The sequence below is a fragment of the Bacillus sp. FSL K6-2865 genome (assembly GCF_040311405.1).
Taxonomy (GTDB): Bacteria; Bacillota; Bacilli; order Bacillales; family Bacillaceae; genus Bacillus; species Bacillus velezensis.
Genome location: NZ_CP152036.1, coordinates 1,124,985 through 1,150,969 on the forward strand (window position 1 = coordinate 1,124,985; position 25,985 = coordinate 1,150,969).

The 25,985-nt window shown below is 45.4% G+C and carries 26 protein-coding genes and 1 other annotated feature; of the genes, 23 read left to right on the forward strand and 3 right to left on the reverse strand.

Annotated features, from left to right (window positions below):
* Positions 1-111: 111 nt before the first annotated feature.
* The 4 genes from NYE42_RS05630 to NYE42_RS05645 all read left to right on the forward strand — a co-directional run bounded on the left by NYE42_RS05630 (position 112) and on the right by NYE42_RS05645 (position 2,742).
* Positions 112-846 carry a hypothetical protein gene (locus NYE42_RS05630; protein ID WP_144664082.1) on the forward strand — a complete coding sequence of 245 codons (735 nt, stop codon included), beginning with the start codon at positions 112-114 and terminating at the stop codon, positions 844-846.
* A gap of 82 nt (positions 847-928) precedes the next feature.
* Complete coding sequence (locus NYE42_RS05635; protein ID WP_342497289.1) at positions 929-1,495, forward strand: hypothetical protein; 567 nt, start codon at positions 929-931, stop codon at positions 1,493-1,495.
* 89 nt (positions 1,496-1,584) lie between these two features.
* Positions 1,585-2,538 (forward strand): BMP family ABC transporter substrate-binding protein, encoded by a 954-nt coding sequence (locus tag NYE42_RS05640; protein WP_007409125.1) that lies wholly within the window; start codon positions 1,585-1,587, stop codon positions 2,536-2,538.
* Positions 2,539-2,550: 12 nt separating this feature from the next.
* The gene (locus tag NYE42_RS05645) at positions 2,551-2,742 is read left to right on the forward strand and encodes a ComZ family protein (protein WP_003155061.1); all 192 of its coding nucleotides are present in this window, start codon (positions 2,551-2,553) and stop codon (positions 2,740-2,742) included.
* A 28-nt stretch (positions 2,743-2,770) separates the two neighbouring features.
* Here NYE42_RS05645 and NYE42_RS05650 read toward each other — a convergent pair whose 3' ends face one another.
* Positions 2,771-2,989 (reverse strand): hypothetical protein, encoded by a 219-nt coding sequence (locus NYE42_RS05650; RefSeq protein WP_007409123.1) that lies wholly within the window; start codon positions 2,987-2,989, stop codon positions 2,771-2,773.
* Between the two features lie 166 nt (positions 2,990-3,155).
* Here NYE42_RS05650 and NYE42_RS05655 point away from each other — a divergent pair, with 166 nt between their 5' ends.
* The 9 genes from NYE42_RS05655 to NYE42_RS05695 all read left to right on the forward strand — a co-directional run bounded on the left by NYE42_RS05655 (position 3,156) and on the right by NYE42_RS05695 (position 12,928).
* Positions 3,156-4,094, forward strand: coding sequence for a beta-ketoacyl-ACP synthase III (locus NYE42_RS05655; protein ID WP_241458120.1), 939 nt, complete (start codon positions 3,156-3,158; stop codon positions 4,092-4,094).
* Positions 4,095-4,116: 22 nt separating this feature from the next.
* The gene (gene fabF / locus NYE42_RS05660) at positions 4,117-5,355 is read left to right on the forward strand and encodes a beta-ketoacyl-ACP synthase II (RefSeq protein WP_020955629.1); all 1,239 of its coding nucleotides are present in this window, start codon (positions 4,117-4,119) and stop codon (positions 5,353-5,355) included.
* An 82-nt stretch (positions 5,356-5,437) separates the two neighbouring features.
* A complete protein-coding gene (locus tag NYE42_RS05665; protein ID WP_032866148.1) occupies positions 5,438-6,223 on the forward strand; it encodes a DUF2268 domain-containing protein in 786 nt (261 codons plus the stop codon).
* 173 nt (positions 6,224-6,396) lie between these two features.
* On the forward strand, positions 6,397-7,383 hold the full coding sequence (locus tag NYE42_RS05670) for an ABC transporter ATP-binding protein (RefSeq protein WP_007409119.1): 987 nt from the start codon (positions 6,397-6,399) through the stop codon (positions 7,381-7,383).
* Entirely contained in the window at positions 7,380-8,369 is a 990-nt protein-coding gene (locus NYE42_RS05675; protein WP_003155053.1) for a dipeptide ABC transporter ATP-binding protein, read from the forward strand. The genes NYE42_RS05670 and NYE42_RS05675 overlap by 4 nt, the downstream gene beginning before the upstream one ends.
* A 77-nt stretch (positions 8,370-8,446) precedes the next feature.
* Positions 8,447-10,075: a peptide-binding protein gene (locus tag NYE42_RS05680; RefSeq protein WP_007409118.1), complete on the forward strand. Its 1,629-nt coding sequence runs from the start codon at positions 8,447-8,449 to the stop codon at positions 10,073-10,075.
* A gap of 66 nt (positions 10,076-10,141) precedes the next feature.
* A complete protein-coding gene (locus NYE42_RS05685) occupies positions 10,142-11,092 on the forward strand; it encodes an ABC transporter permease (RefSeq protein WP_003155051.1) in 951 nt (316 codons plus the stop codon).
* A 21-nt stretch (positions 11,093-11,113) separates the two neighbouring features.
* Positions 11,114-12,028: an oligopeptide ABC transporter permease gene (opp4C, locus tag NYE42_RS05690; RefSeq protein WP_007409117.1), complete on the forward strand. Its 915-nt coding sequence runs from the start codon at positions 11,114-11,116 to the stop codon at positions 12,026-12,028.
* A 147-nt stretch (positions 12,029-12,175) separates the two neighbouring features.
* The gene (locus tag NYE42_RS05695) at positions 12,176-12,928 is read left to right on the forward strand and encodes a YjbA family protein (RefSeq protein WP_007409116.1); all 753 of its coding nucleotides are present in this window, start codon (positions 12,176-12,178) and stop codon (positions 12,926-12,928) included.
* 32 nt (positions 12,929-12,960) lie between these two features.
* Here NYE42_RS05695 and trpS read toward each other — a convergent pair whose 3' ends face one another.
* Entirely contained in the window at positions 12,961-13,953 is a 993-nt protein-coding gene (trpS, locus tag NYE42_RS05700; RefSeq protein ID WP_015417209.1) for a tryptophan--tRNA ligase, read from the reverse strand.
* A 55-nt stretch (positions 13,954-14,008) separates the two neighbouring features.
* Positions 14,009-14,220, reverse strand: a binding site (T-box leader).
* Positions 14,221-14,696: 476 nt separating this feature from the next.
* Here trpS and NYE42_RS05705 point away from each other — a divergent pair.
* From NYE42_RS05705 to spx, 8 genes are all read left to right on the forward strand, one after another.
* Complete coding sequence (locus NYE42_RS05705; RefSeq protein ID WP_012117282.1) at positions 14,697-16,331, forward strand: peptide ABC transporter substrate-binding protein; 1,635 nt, start codon at positions 14,697-14,699, stop codon at positions 16,329-16,331.
* Positions 16,332-16,437: 106 nt separating this feature from the next.
* The gene (locus NYE42_RS05710) at positions 16,438-17,373 is read left to right on the forward strand and encodes an ABC transporter permease (protein WP_003155043.1); all 936 of its coding nucleotides are present in this window, start codon (positions 16,438-16,440) and stop codon (positions 17,371-17,373) included.
* Between the two features lie 3 nt (positions 17,374-17,376).
* Complete coding sequence (gene oppC / locus NYE42_RS05715; protein WP_007409113.1) at positions 17,377-18,294, forward strand: oligopeptide ABC transporter permease OppC; 918 nt, start codon at positions 17,377-17,379, stop codon at positions 18,292-18,294.
* A gap of 12 nt (positions 18,295-18,306) precedes the next feature.
* Entirely contained in the window at positions 18,307-19,383 is a 1,077-nt protein-coding gene (locus NYE42_RS05720; RefSeq protein ID WP_003155039.1) for an ABC transporter ATP-binding protein, read from the forward strand.
* Positions 19,376-20,293 (forward strand): oligopeptide ABC transporter ATP-binding protein OppF, encoded by a 918-nt coding sequence (gene oppF, locus NYE42_RS05725; RefSeq protein WP_012117283.1) that lies wholly within the window; start codon positions 19,376-19,378, stop codon positions 20,291-20,293. Before NYE42_RS05720 ends, oppF begins: the two co-directional genes overlap by 8 nt.
* A gap of 106 nt (positions 20,294-20,399) precedes the next feature.
* Entirely contained in the window at positions 20,400-21,587 is a 1,188-nt protein-coding gene (locus tag NYE42_RS05730) for a putative glycoside hydrolase (RefSeq protein ID WP_015239569.1), read from the forward strand.
* Between the two features lie 117 nt (positions 21,588-21,704).
* On the forward strand, positions 21,705-22,283 hold the full coding sequence (locus NYE42_RS05735) for a GNAT family N-acetyltransferase (RefSeq protein ID WP_007409110.1): 579 nt from the start codon (positions 21,705-21,707) through the stop codon (positions 22,281-22,283).
* A 177-nt stretch (positions 22,284-22,460) separates the two neighbouring features.
* Positions 22,461-22,856, forward strand: a complete 396-nt coding sequence (spx, locus tag NYE42_RS05740) for a transcriptional regulator Spx (protein ID WP_003155034.1) — start codon at positions 22,461-22,463, stop codon at positions 22,854-22,856.
* Between the two features lie 57 nt (positions 22,857-22,913).
* On the opposite strand, the gene NYE42_RS05745 is transcribed toward spx, so the two are convergent.
* A complete protein-coding gene (locus NYE42_RS05745) occupies positions 22,914-23,570 on the reverse strand; it encodes a TerC family protein (protein WP_007409109.1) in 657 nt (218 codons plus the stop codon).
* A gap of 275 nt (positions 23,571-23,845) precedes the next feature.
* Between NYE42_RS05745 and mecA the strand changes: the two genes are divergently transcribed.
* Both mecA and NYE42_RS05755 read left to right on the forward strand, forming a co-directional pair.
* Positions 23,846-24,502 carry an adaptor protein MecA gene (gene mecA / locus NYE42_RS05750; protein ID WP_003155032.1) on the forward strand — a complete coding sequence of 219 codons (657 nt, stop codon included), beginning with the start codon at positions 23,846-23,848 and terminating at the stop codon, positions 24,500-24,502.
* A 150-nt stretch (positions 24,503-24,652) separates the two neighbouring features.
* Positions 24,653-25,813 carry a competence protein CoiA family protein gene (locus NYE42_RS05755; RefSeq protein WP_144664086.1) on the forward strand — a complete coding sequence of 387 codons (1,161 nt, stop codon included), beginning with the start codon at positions 24,653-24,655 and terminating at the stop codon, positions 25,811-25,813.
* Positions 25,814-25,985 lie beyond the last annotated feature (172 nt).

Genomic DNA, 25,985 nt, shown 5'->3' on the forward strand with positions numbered 1-25,985 from the left:
CGGGATAATAGCCAAAACATAGCAGCAAATAGGAGTTTATCCGATCCGTTTTCATTCTTCTTACATATGATAGCCAATAGAGAGATTAGGAGTAAAAGGAGGCGGGCAGGCATGGGGATTACGGAAAGATTTTTCCAATTCGGATCTGAGCTGAACGTCATCCATCTGCCGTATCGGCCGAATGGCTTCTGTATCTTTATTCTGGGGGACAGAACCCACTTTGTCAGCCGGGACTCAAGCTTTTGGCTCGAACATGAAGGGAGAAACCAGCTGTTACATGTGCTGCTTGACAGAGGGTACACCATTTTTAACAGCAATTTATACGGGCGGCATTGGGGTTCGGAAAAAGCCGTCCTTTACGCCAGACAGCTGATGCATTATGTGCTGAAACAAGAAACCCTCAATCCGAAAATACACTTGCTCGCAGAAGGCATGGGCGCCCTTATCGCCGATCAATTGCTGCAGTCTTCAGCGGAGCATATCCGTTCAGCCGCAATGTTAGATCCTTGTCTTGACCTTCAAGCCCATTTTGAATCAGAGAAAGAAAATAAGTTCTTTTATAAGCAGTTTCTGAGGGAAACGGCACAGAGCTTCGGTGTTTCTGAAAAAGAGGCAAGCTCACTGAGCTATCAGACCATTACCGGCTGCCGCACCCGGGCGCCGGTACATATATGGCAAAGAACGACCGGAGCGCCGTACCCGTACACCCTGCATGCGAACGCGTATAAAGAAGCCCGGGAAAAGACCGGAAGCAAGACTGATATCACGTATCACCTGCTTGAGAACCCTGCGCGTATTTACAGAGCCATCTGCCGGTTTTTCCGCAGTCATGAAAAAGACCTGTAATGAATAGAATACAACAGCCATCTCTTTTCAGAGGGCTGTTTGGCTTGTGTGTGAATGAAAAACCGGAAAGGCGGCAGATGTGATGAAAACAGCGCTGATCATTGGAGCAGATGAATTTCTCGGCCTTTCATTGTGCGAACGGTTGATGGATGAGGGTGTGCACGTTGAGGTCATTTTGGCAGAACCGGAGGACAAAACGAGGCAGCTGTATTTAGAAGAACGTTTAATGTGGCTCGCGAGAAACGGGCTTTTTCAAATAATAGATGAAATCGGTGAAAAGGAATACGATCGTATCTGCGTTCAATACGGGAGCGGGTGTCTGCCTGAAGAAAGGGCTGAGCCCTTATATTGGATTGTTTACAGTGAGGATCACGGAGACTGGGAGAAAAACGCTCAGCGGGATACAGCCAAAGCGATTATCCTTCCTCCCCTTTACGGTCCGTGGACGGAAGAAAAAGAAGATGGCGAAAGCAGGATCTTTTTAGAAGACGCGGTCTGCGGGCTGATGAATCAGCTTGAGGCTGACGGCACAGAAGACGAAAATCAGATTATTACCCTGGAAATAAAAGAAAAAACGCAAAAAACGGAAGCGGAAGAAAAAATTCAAGAGTGGAAAAGACAATTTTCATCAATATTCGACATTTTTTAAGAAATACCTTCCATGTTATGTGCATTACCGCTACAATAAACGTATATCAATTATACATGTTATGAGTTTGAAAAGGGGTTGAACATGGCTTGATCACCAGGCTTGTCATGATCTTTTCTGTCCTCCTTTTATTGAGCGGATGCGCACAAACTCCGTTTAAAGGAAAAATTGAGAAGGTCGGAATGCTTTTTCCCGATACCATCAGTGACTTGGTATGGGGCACAAAAGGTTACAAAGGTTTATTAGCGATACAATCTGAATTTAACGTTGACGTTTATTATAAAGAAAATATCAGATCCGATGAAGATATTTTAAAAGCGATAGATGATTTTCATAAAAAAGGAGTCAATCTTTTATACGGGCACGGAAATGAATACGAGGAAATCTTCAATATGATCAGCAAGGATTATCCCGACATGGAATTCGTCGTCGCAAACGGAACGGCGAAAAGCGATAATGTCACAAGCGTTCATCTTATGGGAGAAGCAATGGGTTTTTTCGGGGGAATGACAGCCGCCCATATGTCAAAAACCAATGAGGTCGGCGTCATCGCCTCCTTTTTGTGGCAGCCTGAAGTAGACGGCTTTATCAAAGGGGCGAAATATGAAAAACCCGATATCACCGTCAATACTGAATTTACGGACCACTGGGATAACGGCAATGAAGCGCTGCATCTTTACGAGAAGTTAAAAGCGGAAGGCACGGATGTTGTATATCCGGCCGGAGACGGGTATAATGTTCCTGTCATTCAGCAAATCAAAAAAGACGGGCTTTACGCCATCGGCTATGTCGCCGAACAATCGAATCTCGGCAAAAACACGGTGCTGACAAGCACGGTGCAAAACGTAGATAAAGCCTATACATTAATTGCCGAGCAATATAATAAAGGTACGCTCAAGAGCGGAGATCACAACTTTGATTTCAGGGAAGGAGTCGTTGAAATGGGGACGTTCAGCCCTCTGGTGGACAAAGCATTTCAAGACAAAATCTCAGACCTTGTAAAAACGTATAACCGAACAAATGAACTGCCGTCAAATGAATAGAGGTGGATACACATGCAGCATGAAAAGTCTCTTGAATTTATGCAGATCGCGATGAAATACCTGCCGGAAGCAAAGGCGGAGCTTGAGAAATCCGGCATAGATCTGTCTATGGAAATGATTCAGCCGTTTATGGACCTGTTTACATCGGTCATGGCGGAAGCGTATGAGCTTGGCAGATCTGATGCCGGGGAGCTGAATAAATAAAGAGAGCCACTTTTCATGAAGTGGCTTTTCACATGATTTTTTTCTTTATAGCGGACACCATCGGCGCGAAGTCTTTAAATACGGGCTTTAATTGATCCAGAGAGTTCATGATGGACCCCAGCTGATTCATCACGTGGTTGTAATCGATCTCTTCTTCGTTTTCAGCCTGAGGCTGCTCCGGGTTTTCTTCCGGTTCTTTATCCCGGTCTCTGGAATCGCCGAACATCATTTTGGAGAAAATATCCATAGTGAAGCCTCCTTTCGTCTTCCTTTTATTCTATGAGGAGCAGCGTCCGATAGTTTAGACGAATATATTGCCAACAGAAAAAAAATAGGGTAGAATTAGTACCTGATACTAATAATTGATCATAACTAATTAGTTTTAAATTCATTATAAAAAAGGAGTCTTTCCAATGAAAGCTGGAATTCTTGGCGTCGGCCGTTACATCCCGGAAAAAGTGCTGACAAATCATGATCTTGAACAAATGGTAGATACATCGGACGAGTGGATTCGTACGAGAACAGGTATAGAAGAAAGAAGAATCGCCGCGGAAGATATGTATTCATCCGGCATGGCCGCTGAGGCTGCGCAAAAAGCGCTTGATCAGGCCGGCATTTCCGCTGAGGAGCTTGATATGATCCTCGTGGCGACGGTTACTCCTGACCAGTCCTTCCCTACCGTTTCCTGTATGATACAAGAGAAGCTCGGGGCCAAAAAAGCGTGCGCGATGGATATCAGCGCCGCATGTGCGGGTTTTATGTACGGTATCGTAACCGCCAAACAATTCATTGAATCGCAAACATACAAACATGTCCTCGTGGTCGGCGTGGAAAAGCTCTCAAGCATTACCGACTGGGACGACCGCAATACGGCTGTGCTGTTCGGAGACGGAGCCGGAGCGGCGGTCATCGGACCGGTCAGCGACGACAAAGGCATACTGTCATTTGAGCTCGGAGCAGACGGTACAGGCGGTCAGCACTTGTACTTAGATGAAAAAGGGCATACAATCATGCATGGAAGAGAAGTATTCAAATTCGCCGTCCGGCAAATGGGTGAATCGAGTGTAAATGTCATTGAAAAAGCCGGCCTCTCCAAAGAGGACGTAGACTTTTTGATTCCGCATCAGGCAAACATCCGCATCATGGAAGCGGCACGGGAACGTTTGGAGCTTCCGGTTGAAAAGATGTCTAAAACAGTCCATAAATATGGAAACACATCCGCAGCATCCATTCCGATTTCATTAGTAGAGGAACTGGAAGCAGGCAAAATTAAAGACGGCGACGTCATCGTCATGGTCGGTTTCGGCGGAGGATTGACATGGGGCGCCATAGCAATACGCTGGGGACGATAAAAAAAGGTGAGGTGCACACAAGATGAGTAAAAAAAGAGTAGTCGTTACAGGGCTTGGAGCCCTGTCTCCGCTTGGAAACGACGCCGAAACAAGCTGGAAAAATGCAATCGGCGGCGTATCCGGAATCGGACCGATCACACGTGTGGAATCGGACGAGTATCCGGCGAAAGTAGCTGCTGAACTGAAAGATTTCAATATTGAAAATTACATGGATAAAAAAGAAGCGCGAAAAATGGACCGCTTCACGCAATACGCTGTCGTAGCCGCGAAAATGGCCGTTCAAGATGCCGGTCTGAACATCACAGACGAGATCGCGCCGAGAGTCGGCGTTTGGGTCGGGTCCGGAATCGGCGGTCTTGAAACGCTTGAATCCCAATTCGAAATCTTCCTGACAAAAGGGCCGAGAAGAGTCAGCCCGTTCTTTGTTCCGATGATGATTCCGGATATGGCGACAGGCCAAATCTCAATCGCTCTCGGAGCAAAAGGAGTCAACTCCTGTACGGTGACGGCATGTGCGACGGGAACGAACTCTATCGGTGACGCGTTTAAAGTCATTCAGCGCGGCGATGCCGATGCGATGATTACGGGCGGAACGGAAGCGCCGCTGACAAGAATGTCATTTGCGGGCTTCAGCGCAAACAAAGCCCTTTCTACAAATCCTGATCCGAAAACGGCAAGCCGCCCGTTTGATAAAAACCGTGACGGCTTTGTCATGGGAGAAGGCGCGGGGATCGTCGTGCTTGAAGAGCTTGAGCATGCCCTTGCCCGCGGTGCGAAAATCTACGGGGAAATTGTCGGCTACGGCTCAACGGGTGATGCCTATCACATTACCGCGCCTGCCCAAGACGGGGAAGGCGGTGCGAGAGCGATGCAGGAAGCAATCAAAGATGCGGGCATCAAGCCTGAAGAAATTGATTACATCAACGCTCACGGCACAAGCACGTACTACAATGATAAATACGAGACAAAAGCCATTAAGACCGTTTTCGGTGATCATGCGTACAAGCTCGCCGTCAGTTCGACAAAATCAATGACGGGTCATTTGTTAGGCGCTGCCGGAGGAATTGAAGCAATCTTCTCCGTCATGGCCATTAAAGACAGCATTATCCCGCCGACGATTAACATCGAAACACCTGATGAAGAGTGTGATTTAGATTATGTACCGGACAAAGCGCGCGAGCAGGATGTCAACATCGTTCTCAGCAACTCGCTCGGCTTCGGCGGACATAATGCCACTTTGATCTTTAAAAAATATCAATAATACAGTTTTGACCGGCTGCCTGAAAAAGGTGGCCGGTTTTTTTGTGTGTGCATATGATAACAACAAGAGGAGGCGAACCGGTATGAGCGTCAAGCAGACATATCAATGGATGGAAAAGGCGGCATCCGTAAATGATCTGGCCCCGCATCTTTTGCCGCTTTTTGCAGGGGCCGATAAGAAAGAGTGGAAGCCGATACTCGGGATGCTGCAAAACCACGGCATGTTCCGCCATTTGAAGGACGGCGTTAGGACCAGTAAACGGCTGAAAGAAAAAGGATGCTACAGCCATATTCAAAAGGAGGAAGCTTATTTAAAGGAGAAGTGGAACGGGCCGGACGTGCCGATCGTAGTTTTGCCCGTCGACGAACGAAACCGGAAAATCCGTCAGGAATTCGGATCAAAATCCGGTCTGGCCTTTCGGGACAAAATGTTCCTCTTTCTATCGTCGGATAGTTCCAATTCAGCTGTATCCGCCCTTATGACACATGAATATAATCACGTCTGCCGGTTAGAACATGTGACAAAGGACGAAAAAGACGAGACATTTCTTGATACAATCATGATGGAGGGGCTGGCAGAATATGCTGTATATGAGCGGTTCGGCTCAAGTCTTACGGCTGAATGGACGTCCTACTATACGCCTGAGCAGCTTGATTTTCTGTTTGAAAAAAGAATCAAGCCGAACCTCCGCTTAACGAGAGACAGCAGAATGTTTTCCCAGCTGTTATACGGAAAAGGATACTTCCCCTCAATGCTCGGCTATGCCGTCGGATTCAATATAGTAAAAAAATATTTAACCGACCATCAAAAAACAGTAAAAGAAGCATTGGCCATCCCTTCAAAAACCTTTCTGGAGGCAACGCTTTAATAGATTAAAAGAATGGAAATTATTTAAGGATATTACATTTATCCTAAAAAATTCTTGCTTTTGTAATAATGATGTAATAATATACAACTATAAAATTTTTCGACTATTCTATATTTTGTGATAGCGAAACGTATGTTTCCCTCTGCTTCAGCGGAATGAGAAAGGGGCGTATCATGAGCACACTATTAGAAGTGAATAATTTAAAGACCTATTTTTTCAGAAAGAAACAGCCGATCCCCGCAGTCGACGGGGTTGATTTTCACATTAACAAAGGCGAAACCGTCGCTCTTGTAGGAGAATCCGGCTCGGGCAAAAGCATCACCTCGCTTTCTATTATGGGACTTGTCCAAGGCTCGGGCGGAAAAATTATGGACGGCTCGATTAAGCTTGAAGGCAGGGACCTGGCCTCCTTCACCGAAAACGAATATTGCAAAATCCGCGGAAATGACGTCTCTATGATCTTTCAGGAGCCCATGACTTCCCTGAATCCGGTGCTGACCATCGGCGAACAAATTACCGAAGTGCTTGAATACCATAAAAAAATGAATAAAAAAGAAGCGGCTAAAAAAGCCGTTGAGCTTCTGGAACTCGTCGGATTCTCCAGAGCGGAACAAGTAATGAAAGAATATCCGCACCGTCTTTCCGGAGGGATGAGACAGAGGGTGATGATCGCCATTGCGCTCAGCTGCAATCCGAAGCTTCTGATCGCTGATGAGCCGACGACGGCGCTTGATGTGACGATACAAGCCCAAGTATTGGAGCTGATGAAAGACCTCTGCAAAAAATTTGATACTTCCATTCTGCTGATCACTCACGATTTAGGTGTGGTTTCCGAAGCCGCCGACAGGGTGATCGTGATGTACTGCGGACAAGTCGTAGAGAGCGCGAGTGTGGAGGACTTATTTTTAAACCCTCTTCATCCGTATACCGAAGGGCTGTTAAACTCCATACCGGTGATAGATGGAGAGATTGATACATTAAAAGCGATCAAAGGCAGTGTCCCGACACCGGATAATCTTCCGGAAGGCTGCCGATTTGCCCCGAGGTGTTCAAAAGCGATGGACAAATGCAAAACAGGGCAGCCGGAGCTGATAACGCATGAAAGCGGCCGTTCTGTAAGATGTTTTTTATATGAGGAAGAGGGTGCCCAATCAAAATGACAGCTGCAGGCCAAGAAACGATTTTAGAGCTGAAAGACGTAAAAAAATATTTCCCGATCCGCTCCGGTTTTTTTCAAAGGAAAGTCGGTGATATAAAGGCTGTTGACGGTGTTTCTTTTTCACTGAAGCGCGGGGAGACGCTCGGCATCGTCGGTGAATCAGGATGCGGCAAATCAACGGCGGGAAGGACGATGATCCGTTTATACAAGCCGACAGACGGCCGGATTCTTTTTAAGGGTCAGGATATCTCCGGCTTATCTGAAGAAAAGCTGAGAAAAAGCGTTCGCAAAAACATCCAGATGGTCTTCCAAGATCCCTTCGCATCCCTTAACCCGAGGAAAACGCTGCGTTCCATTATTAAAGAACCGTTCCAGACTCACCATATGTACAGCATGAGCGAGCGGAACGAGCGAGTGGAGGAGCTGCTGGCGAAAGTCGGCCTTCATCCGAGCTTTGCAAACCGCTATCCGCACGAATTTTCCGGGGGGCAGCGCCAGCGGATCGGGATTGCGCGGGCTCTGACGTTGAATCCCGAGCTGATTATTGCGGATGAACCCGTTTCCGCACTCGATGTCTCCATTCAGGCCCAGGTCATCAATCTGATGGAAGAACTGCAGGATGAATTCAACCTGACCTATTTGTTTATTTCTCATGATTTGAGTGTTGTCCGCCATATCAGCGACAGAGTCGGCGTCATGTATCTGGGAAAAATGATGGAGCTGACCGATAAACACGAGCTGTACGGCAATCCGCTTCACCCTTATACGCAAGCGCTTTTGTCTTCAGTGCCCGTCACGAGAAAAAAAGACGCCGTCAAGCGGGAACGAATCATCCTGAAAGGAGAACTGCCAAGCCCGGCAAACCCGCCGAAAGGCTGCGTGTTCCACACGCGGTGCCCGATGGCCAAACCGATCTGCAAGGAACAAATCCCGGCATTTGAAGAAGCCGCTCCCGGCCATTACGTTGCCTGCCATTTATATGCCTGAAATGACAAGCATCGAGAGGGGGTATGCCGGATTACATAACCAGTTTGCTGCATATATATCACAAAGGGGGAATTGATATGAAATTACGTAAAAGCGCACTGATGATGCTAAGTGTTTTTATGGCGTTTGCCATCTTCCTGTCAGCCTGCTCCGGCTCAAAATCCACAAGCACCGAATCCAAACCGGCAGGAAAACCGCAAAAAGGCGGAGATTTGGTTGTCGGGTCAACCGGGGAACCCACACTTTTTAATCCACTTTATTCTACCGATGTTGCAAGTTCTGATATTGAAGGAATGCTTTACAGCACATTATTGGAAACTGATGAGAAATTAAACGTCAAGCCGTCGCTGGCTGAAAAAGTAACAGAAGCTGACGGGGGATTAACGTATGATGTAAAACTGAAAAAAGGCGTAAAATTCCATGATGGAAAAGAGCTGACGGCCGATGATGTTGTTTTCACCTACAGCATCCCTCTTAACAAAGATTACAACGGTGAGCGTGGCTCGGGTTTTGAGTCCCTTAAATCCGTAACGAAAAAAGGAAAATATGAAATTCAGTTTAAAATGAAGAAAAAAGATGCCTATTTCTATAATGTCGTTCTCGACAGTTACGGCATTTTGCCTAAACATATATTGGGTAAGGTCCCGGTTGCTGATCTGGGAGAGAATGAATTTAACCGTAAAAATCCAATCGGCTCCGGTCCGTTTAAGTTTGTTGAGTGGAAAAAGGGCGAGTATGTCAAACTGGAAGCAAATGATGATTACTTTGGCGGCAGACCTTACCTTGATACAGTGACAGTAAAAACAATACCTGATTCTAACGCTGCCGTGGCTCAGTTAAAAGCGGGAGATATTGATTTCTTCGTTGTGCCGGGCACAGATTTTGATACGGTTAAAACGTTTGGAAATGTGAAGGTCAAATCTGACCTTGGCTTAAACTACAGCTATATCGGCTGGAATGAGAAAAAAGAGATCTTTAAGGACAAAAAAGTGCGTCAGGCATTGACTTACGCTCTTGACAGGCAGGCAATGGTGGATCAAGTGCTGAACGGAGACGGTAAGGTAGCGGATGTTCCTGAGAGTCCGCTGTCATGGAATTATCCGAAGTCTAAAGTGCCGACATTTGATTATAATCCGAAAAAAGCAAAGCAGCTGCTAAAAGAAGCCGGATGGGAAGACCATGACGGTGACGGCTACCTTGATAAAGACGGAAAAAAATTCTCATTTGAAATTAAAACGAATCAAGGCAATAAAATTCGTGAAGATTTAGCTGTTGTCGTTCAGCAGCAATTAAAAGAAGTGGGAATCGAGGCTAAACCGCGAATTGTTGAATTCAGTGCGTTAATTGAACAGACAAGTGCCCCTAATTGGGATTATGACGCTCTTCTTCTCGGATGGAGTCTTGCAACGTTCCCGGATCAATTCTCTATCTTCCATTCAAGCCAATCGAAAAACGGGCTGAATAATATCTGGTATAAAAACCCGAAAGTCGATAAGCTGCTTGAAGAAGCGAAGACAATTACAGACAGAAAAGAATACCAAAAGAAATATGAAGAGATATACAAATTGATTGCTGAAGATCAGCCGTACAGCTTCTTATTCTATTACAATTACCACAGAGCGATGCCGAATAATTTACAAGGTTATGTATTCCACCCTAAAAATGACTTGTACAATATTGAAAAATGGTGGCTGGATCAAAAATAGCAAAAGCCCTGGAGAGGGAAGGAGGTTCCTTTCCTCTCTTATCCTATTTAAAAAGGGGACAAGAACATGGTTACATATATTTTACGGCGAACATTAATGTCCTTGCCGATTCTCTTAGGCATTACAATTTTGTCGTTTGCCATCATGAAAGCAGCGCCGGGAGACCCGATGTCACTTATGATGGACCCTACAATCAGTCAAGCGGACAGGGCGAAATTCATTGAAAAATACGGGTTGAATGATCCGGAACCTGTTCAATATGTGAAATGGCTGGGTAATATGCTGCAAGGGGATTTCGGGACTTCTATCGTCAAGAAAGGCACTCCAGTTTCTGAACTTATCTTATCCCGCTTACCGAATACGATTGTGCTTATGCTTTTCTCAACCCTTGTCGCTCTTCTTATTTCTATTCCATTTGGTGTTCTGTCAGCGAAACGTCCTTATTCAAAATTGGATTACGGGATAACTGTTACTTCATTTTTAGGGCTTGCCATTCCGAATTTTTGGTTCGGTTTGATTTTAATCATGGTTTTATCTGTAAATCTGGGGTGGTTTCCCACTGGCGGAGTAAGCACTTTGAATGCTGACTTTAACATATTTGACCGATTGCATCACTTGATTCTGCCTGCTTTTGTGCTCGCCACGGCAGACATGGCAGGGATAACGAGATACACAAGATCCAGTATGCTTGATGTGTTAAAACAGGATTATATACGAACGGCGCGTGCGAAAGGATTCCGAGATAATAAAGTGATTTTTAAACACGGTTTGAGAAACGGACTTCTTCCTGTCATCACTATTTTTGGTCTGATGATACCGTCATTTATCGGGGGAGCGGTAGTGGTAGAACAGATTTTTACTTGGCCGGGTCTCGGCAAATTGTTTATTGATTCAGCCTTTTCGCGGGATTATCCGGTTATCATGGCCATGACGGTCATTTCAGCTGTTTTGGTTGTGGTGGGGAATTTAATTGCGGACATCTTATATGCGCTGGTTGATCCCCGCATTGAATATTAACAAAGAGAGGTGAGAGGTCAAATGTTACAGCCAAATACCGGCACACCCCCCAGCGAAGTAAAATTAAAGGAAAATATTCAATCCAAACCGGAAACAATGACGAAGATTTTTTTCGAAAAGTTCTTTCAAAATAAACTAGCTGTAATCGGAGCCGTTATATTAACCATCATCATCTTGTCAGCCTTATTCGCTTCGGTAATCGCTCCTTACTCTCCGGAGAGTCAATCTCTTATCAATCGTTTGAAGCCGCCGAGCTTAAAACATCTAATGGGAACTGATAAATTCGGAAGAGACATCTTTACGAGGGTTCTGTACGGGGCGCGCGTCTCCTTGCTTGTCGGATTCGCTTCTGTGATCGGCGCGATTACAATCGGGACAGTTGTCGGAGCCGTTGCCGGATATTTTAAAGGGATTGTCGATGCCGTTCTCATGAGAACCGTTGATATCGTATTATCCATACCTGATATATTTTTGCTTATTACACTTGTTACGATTTTCCAGCCCGGAATGGATAAATTAATTTTAATTTTCTCCCTTACAGGCTGGACAACAACGGCACGCCTTGTCCGAGGGGAGTTTTTATCGCTTCGTTCCAGAGAGTTTGTATTAGCTGCAAAGACGATCGGTACAAAAAATCATCACATCATCTTTTCTCATATATTGCCGAATGCGCTCGGACCGATTATTGTTTCAGCCACATTAAAGGTGGGAACGGTTATTTTGGCGGAATCTACATTAAGTTATCTCGGTTTCGGGATTCAGCCGCCGATCGCAAGCTGGGGCAATATGCTTCAGGATGCACAGAACTTTACGCTTATGATTCAGGCTTGGTGGTACCCGTTATTCCCGGGGTTGTTGATTCTTCTTACCGTATTGTGCTTTAACTTTGTCGGAGACGGGCTGCGTGATGCGCTTGATCCGAAAAATGTGAAATGATCTCCCGGACGGAACGGGAGATTTTTTTGTTGCGATGCAGTCGGAAATCCAGCTCCGTAATGCGGAAATCTCATATTGAAATGGAATAATTTATCTATCCCTTGCCTATACTGTGGACAACAGTTTTTATAAAGTGAGGGGTCGAATATGTTATTTCTTCATGATGTATGGGTCAATTGGTTTGAAGGGGAAGAAAACGGCTACAATGTATGCCATTTTCACGAATGGCGGAAGGAAGACACGGTTGAGCTTTTGGATCAGACGCCGCTGCTCAGAGTGCCGTCGGTATTATTTCATTACATAGAAAACGACTTATCAGAGCTTCCGAAAGAGCTGCTTGACCAAGTCCACCAAAAGTCATACGTGCGAAAAAATCATGAGCGGACAAAGCTGGAGTACTGTTTTGTCGTGACAGACGGGATCGGCATCATTGCCGTGGATACGATTGGATATACCATTCCGGTCAGAAAGAGCCGCCTGATTCCGAGACAGGAGCAGCTTGTTTATGAAATGGTAAAGGATGTAGAACCGGAATCGTTTCAATTTGAGCCGGCGCAATTGGAGTCTTCAAAGGAATATCACATTTTGTCATTGGCGCCGGAGCATGTCAGAGGGCTGACGAGAAAAGAGCGGCAGATCAAGCAGCTGATGTTTATGGCGCTCGACCAGCTGAAAGGGTTGAAAAACCGTGCGGAAATTGTGTATTGGTACACGGAATGGAATCCGCATATGTACGAGCAGATCAAACGGATGAGCTTTGAAGAGATTTGGGACATGCTTTACAATGAAACAATTGAAGGCTGGTCAGATAAACATCTTGCGTTCTGTGAAAATTTGATTAAAGGGCAGCCGTTTTTCGAAAAGCTTTGGGAAATGGAGCAGGAATCAAAAGTGAACTAAAAAAGAGGCGGGGATTCTCCCGCCTCTTTTCTTTATCTTCTTTTTCGTCCGAGACCCATGGCGTTTTCCATTTTCTTCACCATTTTGCCGGCCGTTTTGTTTGCGCGCGCCGCTCCTTCGTCGAGAATGCGGTCAAGTTCGTCGCTCTCAATTAATTCACGGTAGCGCTCTTGGATCGGTGTCAATGCGCCGATAACGACTTCGGCTAAATCGCTTTTGAATTCACCGTACCCTTTGCCTTCATATTTAGCTTCTAATTCTTCAATTGATGTGTTTCCTAAAATAGAATAGATCGTCAAAAGATTAGAAACGCCCGGTTTGTTTTCTTTATCATACTTTACAATGCCTTCAGAATCAGTCACGGCGCTCTTGATTTTCTTTTCGAGCTGCTTCGGCTCATCAAGCAGCGTGATGTATGCCTTTTGGTTCGGATCTGATTTGCTCATTTTTTTGAGCGGATCAGCCAGTGACATGATGCGCGCGCCTGATTCAGGAATTTTCACCTCAGGAATCGTGAAGATGTCATTGTATTTTTTATTGAAGCGTTCCGCCAGGTTGCGGGTCAGTTCAAGATGCTGTTTTTGATCTTCTCCGACCGGAACAAGATCCGTTCCGTACAGTAAAATATCGCCGGCCATCAGCGGCGGATAGGTTAACAGTCCTGACACGACGGCTTCTTTGCCCTTTGACTTATCTTTAAATTGCGTCATCCGCTCAAGCTCGCCGATATATGCGACGCATTGGAGCATCCACCCCGCCTGGGCATGAGCGGGAACCTCCGACTGGATAAAGAGGGTCGCTTTCTCGGGATCAAGTCCGACGGCCAGGTAAAGAGCCGCGAGATTGCGGATGTTCTTCCGCAGCTCAAGCCGATCCTGCGGAACCGTAATCGCATGCTGATCGACAATACAGAAGTAGCCGTTGTAGTCATGCTGCAAATCAACAAATTGCTTCATTGCGCCGATGTAGTTGCCGAGGGTAACGGAACCGCTCGGCTGAATGCCAGAAAAAATCGTTTTCTTCATAGTTCTTACCTCATTTCTTAAAACATAATAAAAAAAGCCCATTCTTCCCGTAGAAAAAAGGGACGAATGAACCGTGGTGCCACCCTGATTATTCCATTACAATGGAATCGCTCGAGACGTTGGTAACGGAGGCTGCTCCGGCTGGGCCTACTAACGTTCGGTCAGCTGCTCAGAAGTCCATTCCACATCGCCCGTTACCTGCTCCCAGCACCGCAGACTCTCTTCAAACGGATGAAAATGTGTACTACTCTTCATCATCGCAATCACAACAAATGTATTTGATTGATCTATTATAAATCAATTATAGCCAAATGTCATCAGAGGAATACAAGCTTATTTCCAGTTTGCTTAAGGGCTGGAAATCCTCAAAAAGAACTGAAAATGCTTAAATGATAACGCATATCAACATTTCGTATAACGAATATTATATGTAAAAAGCAATATGAACTGGAAATTGCAATAAAAAAATTTAGTTAGGTCATGCTTTAAACTATAGAAGTGTATCACCTTTTTGACAGAAAAACTGACCAAATTTAAATATTTTAAATTGAGAAAATAGTATTGCAATAAATTATTCATTTCATTATAATGAACTTGTTCACTCTATTGTTACAGCTTCTTTACATAAAATAATCAGAAAAGACGGAACACAATTAAAGTTTAGAAAAATATTAAGTTATTTTGTCTGATATTTCTGAGTATTTAGTAGTAAAGGCTGAAAAATTTGATTAGGGGGTTAGTGCATGAAAAAGCGTTGGTCTATTGTAGGTTTGATGCTTATCTTCTCGCTTGTATTAAGTGCGTGCGGCGGATTCAGCGGCGGATCAGGCGGCGGTAAAAAAGACACCAAAGGACAGACTTCACTTAATATCAATATTAAAACCGAGCCGTTCTCACTGCATCCGGGTTTAGCGAATGATTCCGTTTCAGGAGGCGTAATCCGCCAGACTTTTGAAGGATTGACACGCGTAAACTCCAAAGGTGAGCCTGAAGAAGGAATGGCATCTAAAATTGAAACAAGCAAAGACGGAAAGACCTATACATTTACGATTCGTGACGGTGCGAAATGGTCTAACGGCGACCCTGTGACGGCGCAGGATTTTGAATATGCGTGGAAATGGGCGCTTGACCCGAACAACGAATCACAATATGCTTATCAGCTCTACTACATTAAAGGCGCTGAAGCTGCCAATACAGGAAAAGGCAAGATTGATGATGTAGGCGTAAAAGCCGTAAATGACAAAACATTAAAGGTTGAACTGAATAACCCGACACCTTATTTCACGCAATTAACTTCATTCTATACGTATATGCCGATCAACAAGAAAATCGCGGAAAAACATAAAAACTGGAACACAAACGCGGGCGAAAATTATGTGTCAAACGGCCCGTTCAAAATGACGGCCTGGAAACACAGCGGTTCCATCACGCTCGAAAAGAACGATCAATATTGGGATAAAGACGCTGTGAAATTGAAGAAAATCAACATGGTGATGATTAACAATAACAACACCGAACTGAAAAAATTCCAGGCCGGTGAGCTTGACTGGGCAGGAATGCCGCTCGGCCAGCTTCCGACTGAATCTCTGCCGACATTGAAAAAAGACGGATCTCTTCACGTTGAACCGATCGCAGGCGTGTATTGGTACAAATTCAACACAGAAGCGAAACCGCTGAACAATGTCAACATCCGTAAAGCCCTTGCTTATGCGATCGACCGCTCGTCCATCGTAAAAAATGTAACGCAGGGCGAACAGATCCCGGCCATGGCTGCGGTGCCGCCGTCAATGAAGGGATTCAAGGATAACACAAAAGGTTATTTCAAAGACAATGACGTCAAATCAGCTAAAGAATTCTTAAATAAAGGACTGAAGGAATTAGGCGTCAAGAATGCCTCTGACCTTCCGGCGATCAAACTGTCCTACAATACGGATGACGCGCATGCGAAAATTGCGCAGGCCGTACAGGAAATGTGGAAAAAGAACTTGGGCGTCAAAGTTGAGCTTGATAACTCCGAATGGAATGTTTACATCGACAAGCTGCACAGCCAGAACTACCAAATCGGGCGTATGGGCTGGCTCGGCGATTTCAACGATCCGATCAACTTCCTAGAATTGTTCCGTGATAAAGAAGGCGGAAACAATGATACCGGATGGGAAGATCCTGAGTTTAAAAAGCTGCTGAACCAATCTCAGCTTGAAACGGATCCGGATAAACGTATCGAAGAGCTGAAAAAAGCAGAAAAGATCTTTATTGACGCAATGCCGGTCGCGCCAGTTTATTTCTATACGGATCCTTGGGTGCAGGATAAAAACCTCAAAAATGTGATCTTGACAGGAACAGGCGAAGTTTACTTCAGAAATGCTTCTTTTGAATAAAAGACGGTTCTGAAAACAAAAGACCCAAGGTATATGGGGAGGATGTCCCCATATACCTTTCTTACTGATTAAGTATAAAATTGTAAAAAACATGGAGGTGTTCACCTTGCTGAAATATATCGGTAAACGATTCATTTACATGATCATCACGCTGTTTGTGATTGTGACCGCCACATTCTTCTTAATGCAGGCAGCGCCGGGCGGACCATTTTCCGGCGAAAGAAAGCTGCCGCCTGAAATTGAGGCAAACTTAAACGAACACTATGGCTTGGACAAGCCTCTTTTCGTTCAATATGTCAGCTACTTAAAATCTGTGGCGATGTGGGACTTCGGACCTTCTTTTAAATATAAAGGCCAAAGTGTTAATGATTTAATCAATTCAGGCTTCCCCGTCTCATTCACTCTCGGTGCAGAAGCTATTCTCCTCGCTTTAGCGTTCGGTGTGCTTTTCGGGGTGCTTGCTGCCCTGTACCATAATAAATGGCAGGATTATACCATTGCGATTTTAACGATATTTGGGATCTCAGTTCCGAGCTTTATATTGGCGACGATTTTGCAATATATTTTCTCAATTAAATTAGAACTGTTCCCGGTCGCAGGGTGGGAATCCTGGGCATACACCTTTCTGCCCTCTATTGCGCTCGCTTCCATGCCGATGGCGTTCATTGCCAGACTCTCCCGTTCAAGCATGATTGAAGTGTTAAACAGCGATTACATACGGACTGCAAAAGCTAAAGGACTTTCCCGTCCGTCAGTCACCGTGCGCCATGCGCTGCGAAACGCGCTTTTGCCGGTCGTGACATATATGGGGCCGATGGCGGCATCCATTTTAACGGGGAGTTTCATCATTGAATCCATTTTCGGAATTCCCGGTTTAGGCGCGCATTTTGTAAACAGCATTACAAACCGTGATTATACGGTCATTATGGGAGTTACCGTGTTCTTCAGCGTGCTCCTGCTTTTATGCGTATTAATTGTAGACGTGCTGTACGGATTAATCGATCCGAGAATCAAGCTTTCCAAAGCAAAGAAAGGAGCCTAGACCATGCAGAACATTCCTAAAAATATGTTTGAACCAGCTTCAGCTAATGCCGGCGATGCCGAAAAAATAAATAAAAAAAGCCTTTCCCTCTGGAAAGACGCCATGCTCCGCTTCCGCAGCAATAAGCTTGCGATGGTCGGGTTCGTACTGATCGTTCTTATTATTCTGATGGCGATTTTTGCGCCTGTCTTTTCAAGGTATGATTATGCCACTACCAATCTATTAAATGCGGATAAAGCGCCGTCGAAAGATCATTGGTTCGGCACGGATGACCTTGGAAGGGATATATTCGTCCGGACATGGGTGGGCGCGCGGATTTCCATCTTTATCGGTGTCGCAGCTGCCGTGCTTGATTTATTAATCGGCGTAATCTGGGGCAGCATTTCCGGATTCCGCGGCGGACGCACAGATGAAGTGATGATGCGCATCGCCGACATTCTGTGGGCTGTTCCTTCATTATTAATGGTTATTTTGCTGATGGTTGTCCTGCCGAAAGGATTGCTGACCATTATCGTCGCCATGACGATCACGGGCTGGATCAATATGGCGAGGATCGTCCGCGGACAGGTGCTGCAATTAAAGAATCAGGAGTATGTGCTTGCTTCACAGACACTCGGCGCCAAAACCGGCCGGCTATTGTTTAAGCATATCGTCCCGAACGCGATGGGCTCTATCCTCGTAACAATGACACTGACGGTTCCGACGGCGATTTTTACAGAAGCGTTTTTAAGTTATTTGGGCCTCGGCGTACCTGCGCCGCTTGCGAGCTGGGGAACGATGGCCTCAGACGGATTGCCTGCATTAACCTATTACCCTTGGCGTCTGTTCTTCCCTGCCGGCTTTATCTGCCTGGCGATGTTCGGCTTTAACGTTGTCGGCGACGGGTTAAGAGACGCGCTGGATCCTAAGTTACGCAAATAAGGAGTGATATGAGTGACACGTTTGCTAGAAGTAAAAGACTTAGCCATTTCATTTAAAACATACGGCGGAGAGGTACAGGCAATCCGCGGCGTGAATTTCCATTTGAATAAAGGAGAGACGCTGGCGATCGTGGGGGAGTCAGGTTCCGGAAAAAGTGTGACCTCCCAAGCGATTATGAAGCTGATCCCGATGCCGCCGGGCTACTTTAAAAGAGGACAGATTCTTTTTGACGGACGCGATATCGTGCCGATGTCCGAAAAAGAAATGCAGGCCATCAGAGGAAAGGACATCGGAATGATTTTCCAAGATCCGATGACCTCTCTGAACCCGACGATGAGAGTCGGCAAACAAATTACGGAAGTGCTTTTCAAACATGAAAAAATCTCAAGTGAAGCCGCGAAAAAGCGCGCCATAGAGCTGCTTGATCTCGTCGGGATTCCGATGCCCGAAAAACGGATCGGCCAATTCCCCCATGAATTTTCAGGCGGGATGAGACAGCGTGTCGTCATCGCGATGGCGCTTGCGGCAAATCCGAAACTGTTAATTGCCGATGAACCGACAACAGCGCTTGATGTGACGATTCAGGCACAGATCCTTGAGCTGATGAAAGATCTGCAAAAGAAAATTGATACATCTATCATTTTTATCACGCATGATCTCGGCGTTGTCGCCAATGTCGCCGACCGGGTCGCTGTCATGTACGCGGGTCAGGTCGTCGAATCGGGCACGGTGGATGAAATCTTTTATGATCCGCGCCATCCGTATACGTGGGGACTGCTTGCCTCAATGCCTAGCCTGGACAGCACCGATCAGGAAAAACTGACGGCCATCCCGGGCACGCCGCCTGATCTGACGAATCCTCCGAAAGGGGATGCATTTGCGCTCCGCAGCTCATATGCGATGAAAATTGACTTTGAACAGGAACCGCCGATGTATAAAGTGTCTGACACGCATTTTGTGAAATCGTGGCTTCTGCATCCTGATGCGCCTAAGGTCGAGCCGCCTGAAGCGGTGAAGGCTAAAATCCGTCAGCTTCCGAATACGTATCAGCATCCTGTTTTAATGAAGGAAGGTGAAAAAAATGACTGAGAAACTTCTCGAAATTAAACACTTAAAACAGCATTTTTTCACGCAGAAAGGAACGGTAAAAGCCGTAGATGATTTGTCATTTGATATTTATAAAGGTGAAACGCTCGGCCTTGTCGGAGAATCGGGCTGCGGTAAATCAACGACGGGCCGCAGCATTATCCGGCTGTATGAGGCAACCGGCGGGGAAGTTCTCTTTAACGGGGAAAATGTGCACGGGAAAAAATCCCGCAAGAAGCTGCTGGAGTTTAACCGGAAAATGCAGATGATTTTCCAGGATCCGTACGCATCTTTAAATCCGAGAATGACAGTCGCCGACATTATTGCCGAGGGAATAGATATTCACCGCCTGGCAAAAACGAAAAAAGAGCGGATGCAGCGGGTTCACGAACTGCTGGAAACGGTCGGTTTAAATAAAGAGCACGCCAACCGCTACCCGCATGAATTTTCGGGCGGACAGCGCCAGCGTATCGGAATCGCCAGAGCGCTGGCGGTTGATCCGGAGTTTATCATCGCGGACGAACCGATTTCGGCGCTTGATGTCTCCATTCAGGCGCAAGTCGTCAATTTAATGAAAGAATTGCAGAAAGAAAAAGGGCTCACTTACCTGTTTATCGCCCATGATTTATCAATGGTCAAATACATCAGTGACCGCATCGGCGTCATGTATTTTGGAAAATTGGTGGAGCTTGCGCCGGCGGATGAGCTTTACGAAAACCCGCTTCACCCATACACGAAATCATTGCTGTCCGCTATCCCGCTCCCTGATCCGGACTATGAAAGAAATCGTACGCGAAAGAAATACGATCCGTCCATTCATCAGCTGCAAGACGGAGAAAAGATGGAATTCAGAGAAGTGAAACCGGGACACTTTGTTATGTGCACTGAAGATGAATTTAAAACCTACCTATAAACGTATCATCCTCCAAGACTCAGTCTTGGAGGATTTTTTTGCGCACATTCAAGTTTATTAAGCTTGCTCCCGTTTTTCTATAATGGAAAAAAAGGGGGAGATCAGTATGAAAACCATTTTGTGCGCCATTTGTGCGGGACTGTTTATCAGTGCAGCCGCTTATCCGGCTCACGCCGCTGCGAAAGAGGAGCAGCCGCTTGTAAAAATAGCGCTGGCCGAAAAAGAACTGCCGAAATCAAATGCACGGTTCGCTTATCCGTCAGGGCTGCATTTTTCACATCCTGATAAGGTGCGGGGCATTTACGTCACAGGGCATTCAGCGGGAGGAAGCAAATTCGGGGAGCTGACAGACTTTGTGGACAAAACGGAGCTCAATACAATGGTGATTGATGTCAAGGATGACAACGGAAACCTCACCTTTAAGCCGGACGGCCATTCTGAGTATGCCAAAATCGCCAAGCCGTACATCAAAGACCCAAAAAAGATGATGAAAAAGCTGGAGGAAAAAAAGATCTATCCGATCGCGCGTATTGTCGTATTTAAAGACAGCGAACTCGCGAACAAAAAGCCGGAGTGGTCCTTTAAAGAAAAAAACGGAAGTGTCTGGAAAAACGGCCGCGGCGAGTCGTTCGTCAATCCGTTTATGAAAGAAGTATGGGATTACAATGTAAAGATTGCAAAACAAGCCGTAAAGATGGGTTTTCAAGAAATTCAATTTGATTATGTCCGTTTTCCTGAAGGATTTGAAAAACGTGATGACGAACTGACATACGGACACGGCGATTACGGAAAAACAGCAGACAGCAATGTGCAAAAACGCGTTCACGCCGTCACCGATTTTGTCGGTTATGCGAAGAAAAAACTCAAGCCGTACGGCGCGGATGTGTCGGTTGATATTTTCGGCTATTCAGCCACGCTGCCGGAAGCGCCTGGGATCGGCCAGAATTTCAGCAAAATTTCAGAACAGGTCGATGTCATTTCATCCATGATTTATCCGAGCCATTGGACAAGCTATTTCGGCATTGATAAACCGGATCTTGAGCCTTACAAAGTCGTCAAAGAATACGCGAAGGTGGAACATAAAAAACTGTCTAAGCTGAAACACCCGCCTGTATCGCGTCCGTGGCTTCAGGACTTCACGGCATCATATCTCGGCAGCGGAAATTATCAAAAGTACGGAAAACGCCAGGTGGAAGACCAGGTTAAAGCGCTGCATGATGAAGGAATTGACGAATTTTTATTGTGGGACGCGGCAAACCGCTATACCAAAAACGTCGATTACACACCATTTTAAAAAAATTGAAACCATGTTAAAGGATCACACGTCTTAATAGATGTAAGATTGTTTAAACAATCGGAAATGGGGTATATCTAAAAGTGTGAAGTCAACGAACCCATAAGGAGCAAATGAATGAACTGGTACGAAAAGCTGAGTGAATATTTTCCGATTGAAGAAATGAAATCAAAAGCGCATATGGAAGCTCTGTTAAAGGAGCAAAGCGATGTTTATCATAAAGAAGAGGGGCAGTACCACGTGCTGATGTATGCGGAATTTGACTCTTTCATCTTTATTGATTACCTGTTTGTGTCAAAGAAATCCAGAGGACAAGGCCTCGGAAGCAAGCTGATCGGCAGGCTGAAAAAGAAAAACAAGCCGATTCTGCTTGAGGTGGAGCCTGTTGACGAGGATGACACGGATACACAGAAACGCTTGCGTTTTTATCAAAGAGAGCATTTCAAGCACGCGCAGTCAATCGGGTATCGGCGCCGGTCATTGGCTACGAATGAAGTGAACAAAATGGAGATTCTGTACTGGTCACCTAAGACGGAATCAGAAGAAGAAATGTTTGAAGCGATGAAACAGACATATGAAAACATTCACACTTATAAAGATGAAAAATGGTACGGAGAATCATACGAAAAAACGGATGAAGTTCTCAAAGTCATTGATGAGAAAAAACGAAAAAACATTTTCGATCAGCTGAGCTAATTGAGAATGGGGAAACATCCGCCAGCCGTAAATTTGCCGGATTGACACATTTTTTTCTCAGGAGACTGTTCACACTTACTTTTTTATAGTATAATACCTATAAAGATTCCTTTTTTAAAGTTATTTCAATTTGAGAATACAACATGTTCATCCTACTAATTAGAGGAGTGAAGATTAATGGTTACATTATACACATCACCTAGCTGTACGTCATGCAGAAAAGCAAGAGCTTGGCTTGAAGAGCACGAGATTCCGTTTGTAGAGAGAAACATTTTCTCCGAGCCGTTATCAATTGATGAGATCAAGCAGATTCTGCGTATGACTGAAGACGGTACGGATGAAATTATCTCTACCCGTTCTAAAGTATTCCAGAAACTGAACGTAAATGTTGAATCTATGCCGCTTCAAGACTTATATACTTTGATCAATGAGCATCCGGGACTGCTCCGCCGTCCGATTATCATTGATGAAAAACGTCTGCAAGTCGGCTATAACGAAGATGAAATCAGACGATTCCTGCCAAGAAAAGTGCGTTCTTTCCAATTAAGAGAAGCACAGCGTCTTGCCAACTGATATAAGCTTACGATAAGCATGGAAAAAGCCCAAAACCATCGCGGTTTGGGCTTTTTGTTATTTTTCAGTCTGCTGGTAAATCATACTGGCGAGGATAACAAATACGACGGTCAAAATCGGCAGCGTCATTTGTATAATGCCGTGTTCTGCCATGAAAAATGACAGCTTGCTGTCTCCGGCAATCATTTCACCGCCGGTAAATGCGAGAAGACCGCTCCCGGCGTACATCAATAAAGGCATTTTGTCCATGGCGGCATGAACGAGCTTGCTGCCCCAAATGATAATCGGCACCGAGATGAAGAGGCCGATGACTACAAGTGTCAGCTCACCGTGAGAAGCGCCGGCTACTGCGATGACATTATCAAGCGACATAAAGATATCAGCCATAACGATTGTGCGGATGGCTTTCCAAAGAGAAGAACTGCTTTTCACATGCTGCGCATCTTTCTTCTCAATCAGAAGCTGATAGCCGAGATACAATAAAAATACCCCGCCTGCGCATTGTAAAAAAGGAACATTCAATAAATAGACCGCAGCGCTCGTCAGAACGATTCTCAAGACGACTGCGATAAACGTTCCGAAGATGATCGCTTGCTGTCTTTGTTTATGAGCCAGATTCCGGCTGGCCATCGCGATGACGACGGCATTGTCACCGCCGAGAATAAGGTCAATCCCGATAATAAGCAGAAGGGACAGCAGGTAATCGTGCGGCATGGTAACACCTCGCTTATAGATCGATTGCTTGTACAGCTAATATATGAAGCAGTGCGCTATTTATGATGGGAACCGGGAGAAAGCCTGTTTTTCGGTGTGAAAATGCTTTTTTATTTCTTTTATAACTGTTTTATCATAAAATAGAAATATAAAGAATTTGCGCTGTCCTCTATAAGGTTAAGATGTGGACGGAATGGGTAAAGTGTAGTAAAGTACTATTCATCGGGAGCTTAGATGTCCCTTCAACATCTTATAAAGAAGGGAAGGTTGGCAAAATGGAAATAGAAAGAATTAATGAGCATACTGTAAAATTTTATATGTCTTATGGTGATATTGAAGATCGCGGTTTTGACAGAGAAGAAATCTGGTACAATCGCGAGCGCAGTGAAGAACTGTTCTGGGAAGTCATGGATGAAGTGCATGATGAAGAGGAATTCGCTGTCGAGGGTCCTCTTTGGATTCAGGTTCAGGCATTGGACAAAGGACTGGAAATAATCGTAACAAAAGCCCAGCTTTCCAAGGACGGACAAAAACTCGAACTGCCGATCCCGGAAGATAAAAAACAAGAGCCGGCAGATGAAAATCTCGATGCTTTACTTGATGATTTCCAGAAAGAAGAGCAGGCCGAGAGCCGGGAAGATAAGGAGCAAAAGCTTCAGTTCACTTTGCGGTTCGATGATTTTGAGGATCTCATCTCGCTATCAAAATTGAATCTTAACGGAATCAAAACGACCCTGTATTCGTTTGAAGACCGATATTATTTATATGCAGATTTTTATGAGCAAACTGATGAAGAGGTTGAAAATCAGCTAAGCATCCTGTTGGAGTACGCGCACGAATCATCAGTCAGCATTCACCGTCTTGAAGAATACGGCAAATTGGTGATCGCTGATCATGCGTTATATACAATAAAAAAACACTTTGCATCATAACAAACCGATTTCTCTCAGCAGAAATCGGTTTTTTTTATTCTGAATGACAGGATTAACGGCTGAAAACCGTATAACGGCTCTCATTCGCAAACAGGATTATATCTTCTTCCTGCTGAATACAACAAGATTCAGGAAAGGAGAAGATGCAACATGTTCAGTGCTGTGACTGCCGACGGACGGCTCATTAAGCTGGCCGGAAGCTATTCAAAGGAAAAAGCGGCGGAGCTGAGAAAGAAACGCTGGTTCTGCCCCGTTTGCAAAAGTGAGCTTGATATCAAACTGGGGCGGGAGAAACTGCCGCACTTCGCTCATAAAAAAAGCAGGCTGTGTCCCGGGGAATCCGAACCTGAAAGCGAATACCATCTGGAGGGAAAAAGACAGCTTTTTCTCTGGCTGAAGACACAAGGGTGCAGCGTCAGCCTGGAACCGTATCTGACTTCCGCTGGACAGCGGCCTGACTTGACGGCAGAAAGCGGAGAAGAGAGGCTGGCTTTTGAATTTCAATGTGCGAATCTTTCGGCGGACTCTTTAAAGAGCCGGACGGCAGGCCTGAAAAACGCCGGGTACCGGCCGATCTGGATCATCGGGGCAAAACGGTTAAAACGGATGGCCGCGCAATTTTTCCGGCTTTCTGCTTTTCACTGGCAGTTCTTTGAAGTCCATTCATTTTCCTCCTTACTGTTTTACTGCCCCGACGCCCGCTCCTTTTACAGGCTGCATTCCATCACTCCGTTTTACACCGGCTATTCTTATGCCGGCTTAACCACAATCCCTCTTCACAAAGCAAACCTGAAAGACATTTGTCATCCGGAAGGGCGGCACAGCGTCAGACTTCCCTCGTGGGGACGTGCCGTAGCCGGCTTCCGCAGCAAAAGCGGGCGGTTTTTATCTGAAGATGCCGGTCTTATCCGGCGTCTTTTTTACGAAAGACATCAGGTTGCATTTCCATTTCTCCCATCTGAAGTGTTTATTCCCGTTTCAGCGGGCTTTGTGTTTGCCAGTCCCGTTTTTGTGTGGCAGAGCCATTTATACTTGCGGCTTGCGGAACTTTCTAAAAAAGGCGCGCCGATCCGATTATCCGGCATGGTTCATGATTTGCGGCAAAAAATCAGGCGTAAGGAGATTCGGATGCGGTATGGTTCACAAGATAGCCTTATCAGAATGGCGGTAAAACAATATGCTGATTTCTTATGCTTGCAGGATTTTTTAAGGGAAATTGAGAATGAAGTATATATGCCCTCATCTCAACGGAAGCTCCCTCAAACGGCAGAAGAGCTGCGCCGGAGGGATCTCCTCTTTTTTGGGGAATGAGAATGCTTCATTTCGTTCACCCTAACGTCAAGGTGGTGGCGAATGTGAGGGGCATACAAGCATTTTGTTTTCGTTTTTTCACTGTATTATTGGTATGCTCGGTCTTATATGCCGCATATAATTTGACAAAAGGCAGTGAAAAGCCGGAAGATAATCACAACACAAGTTTTTG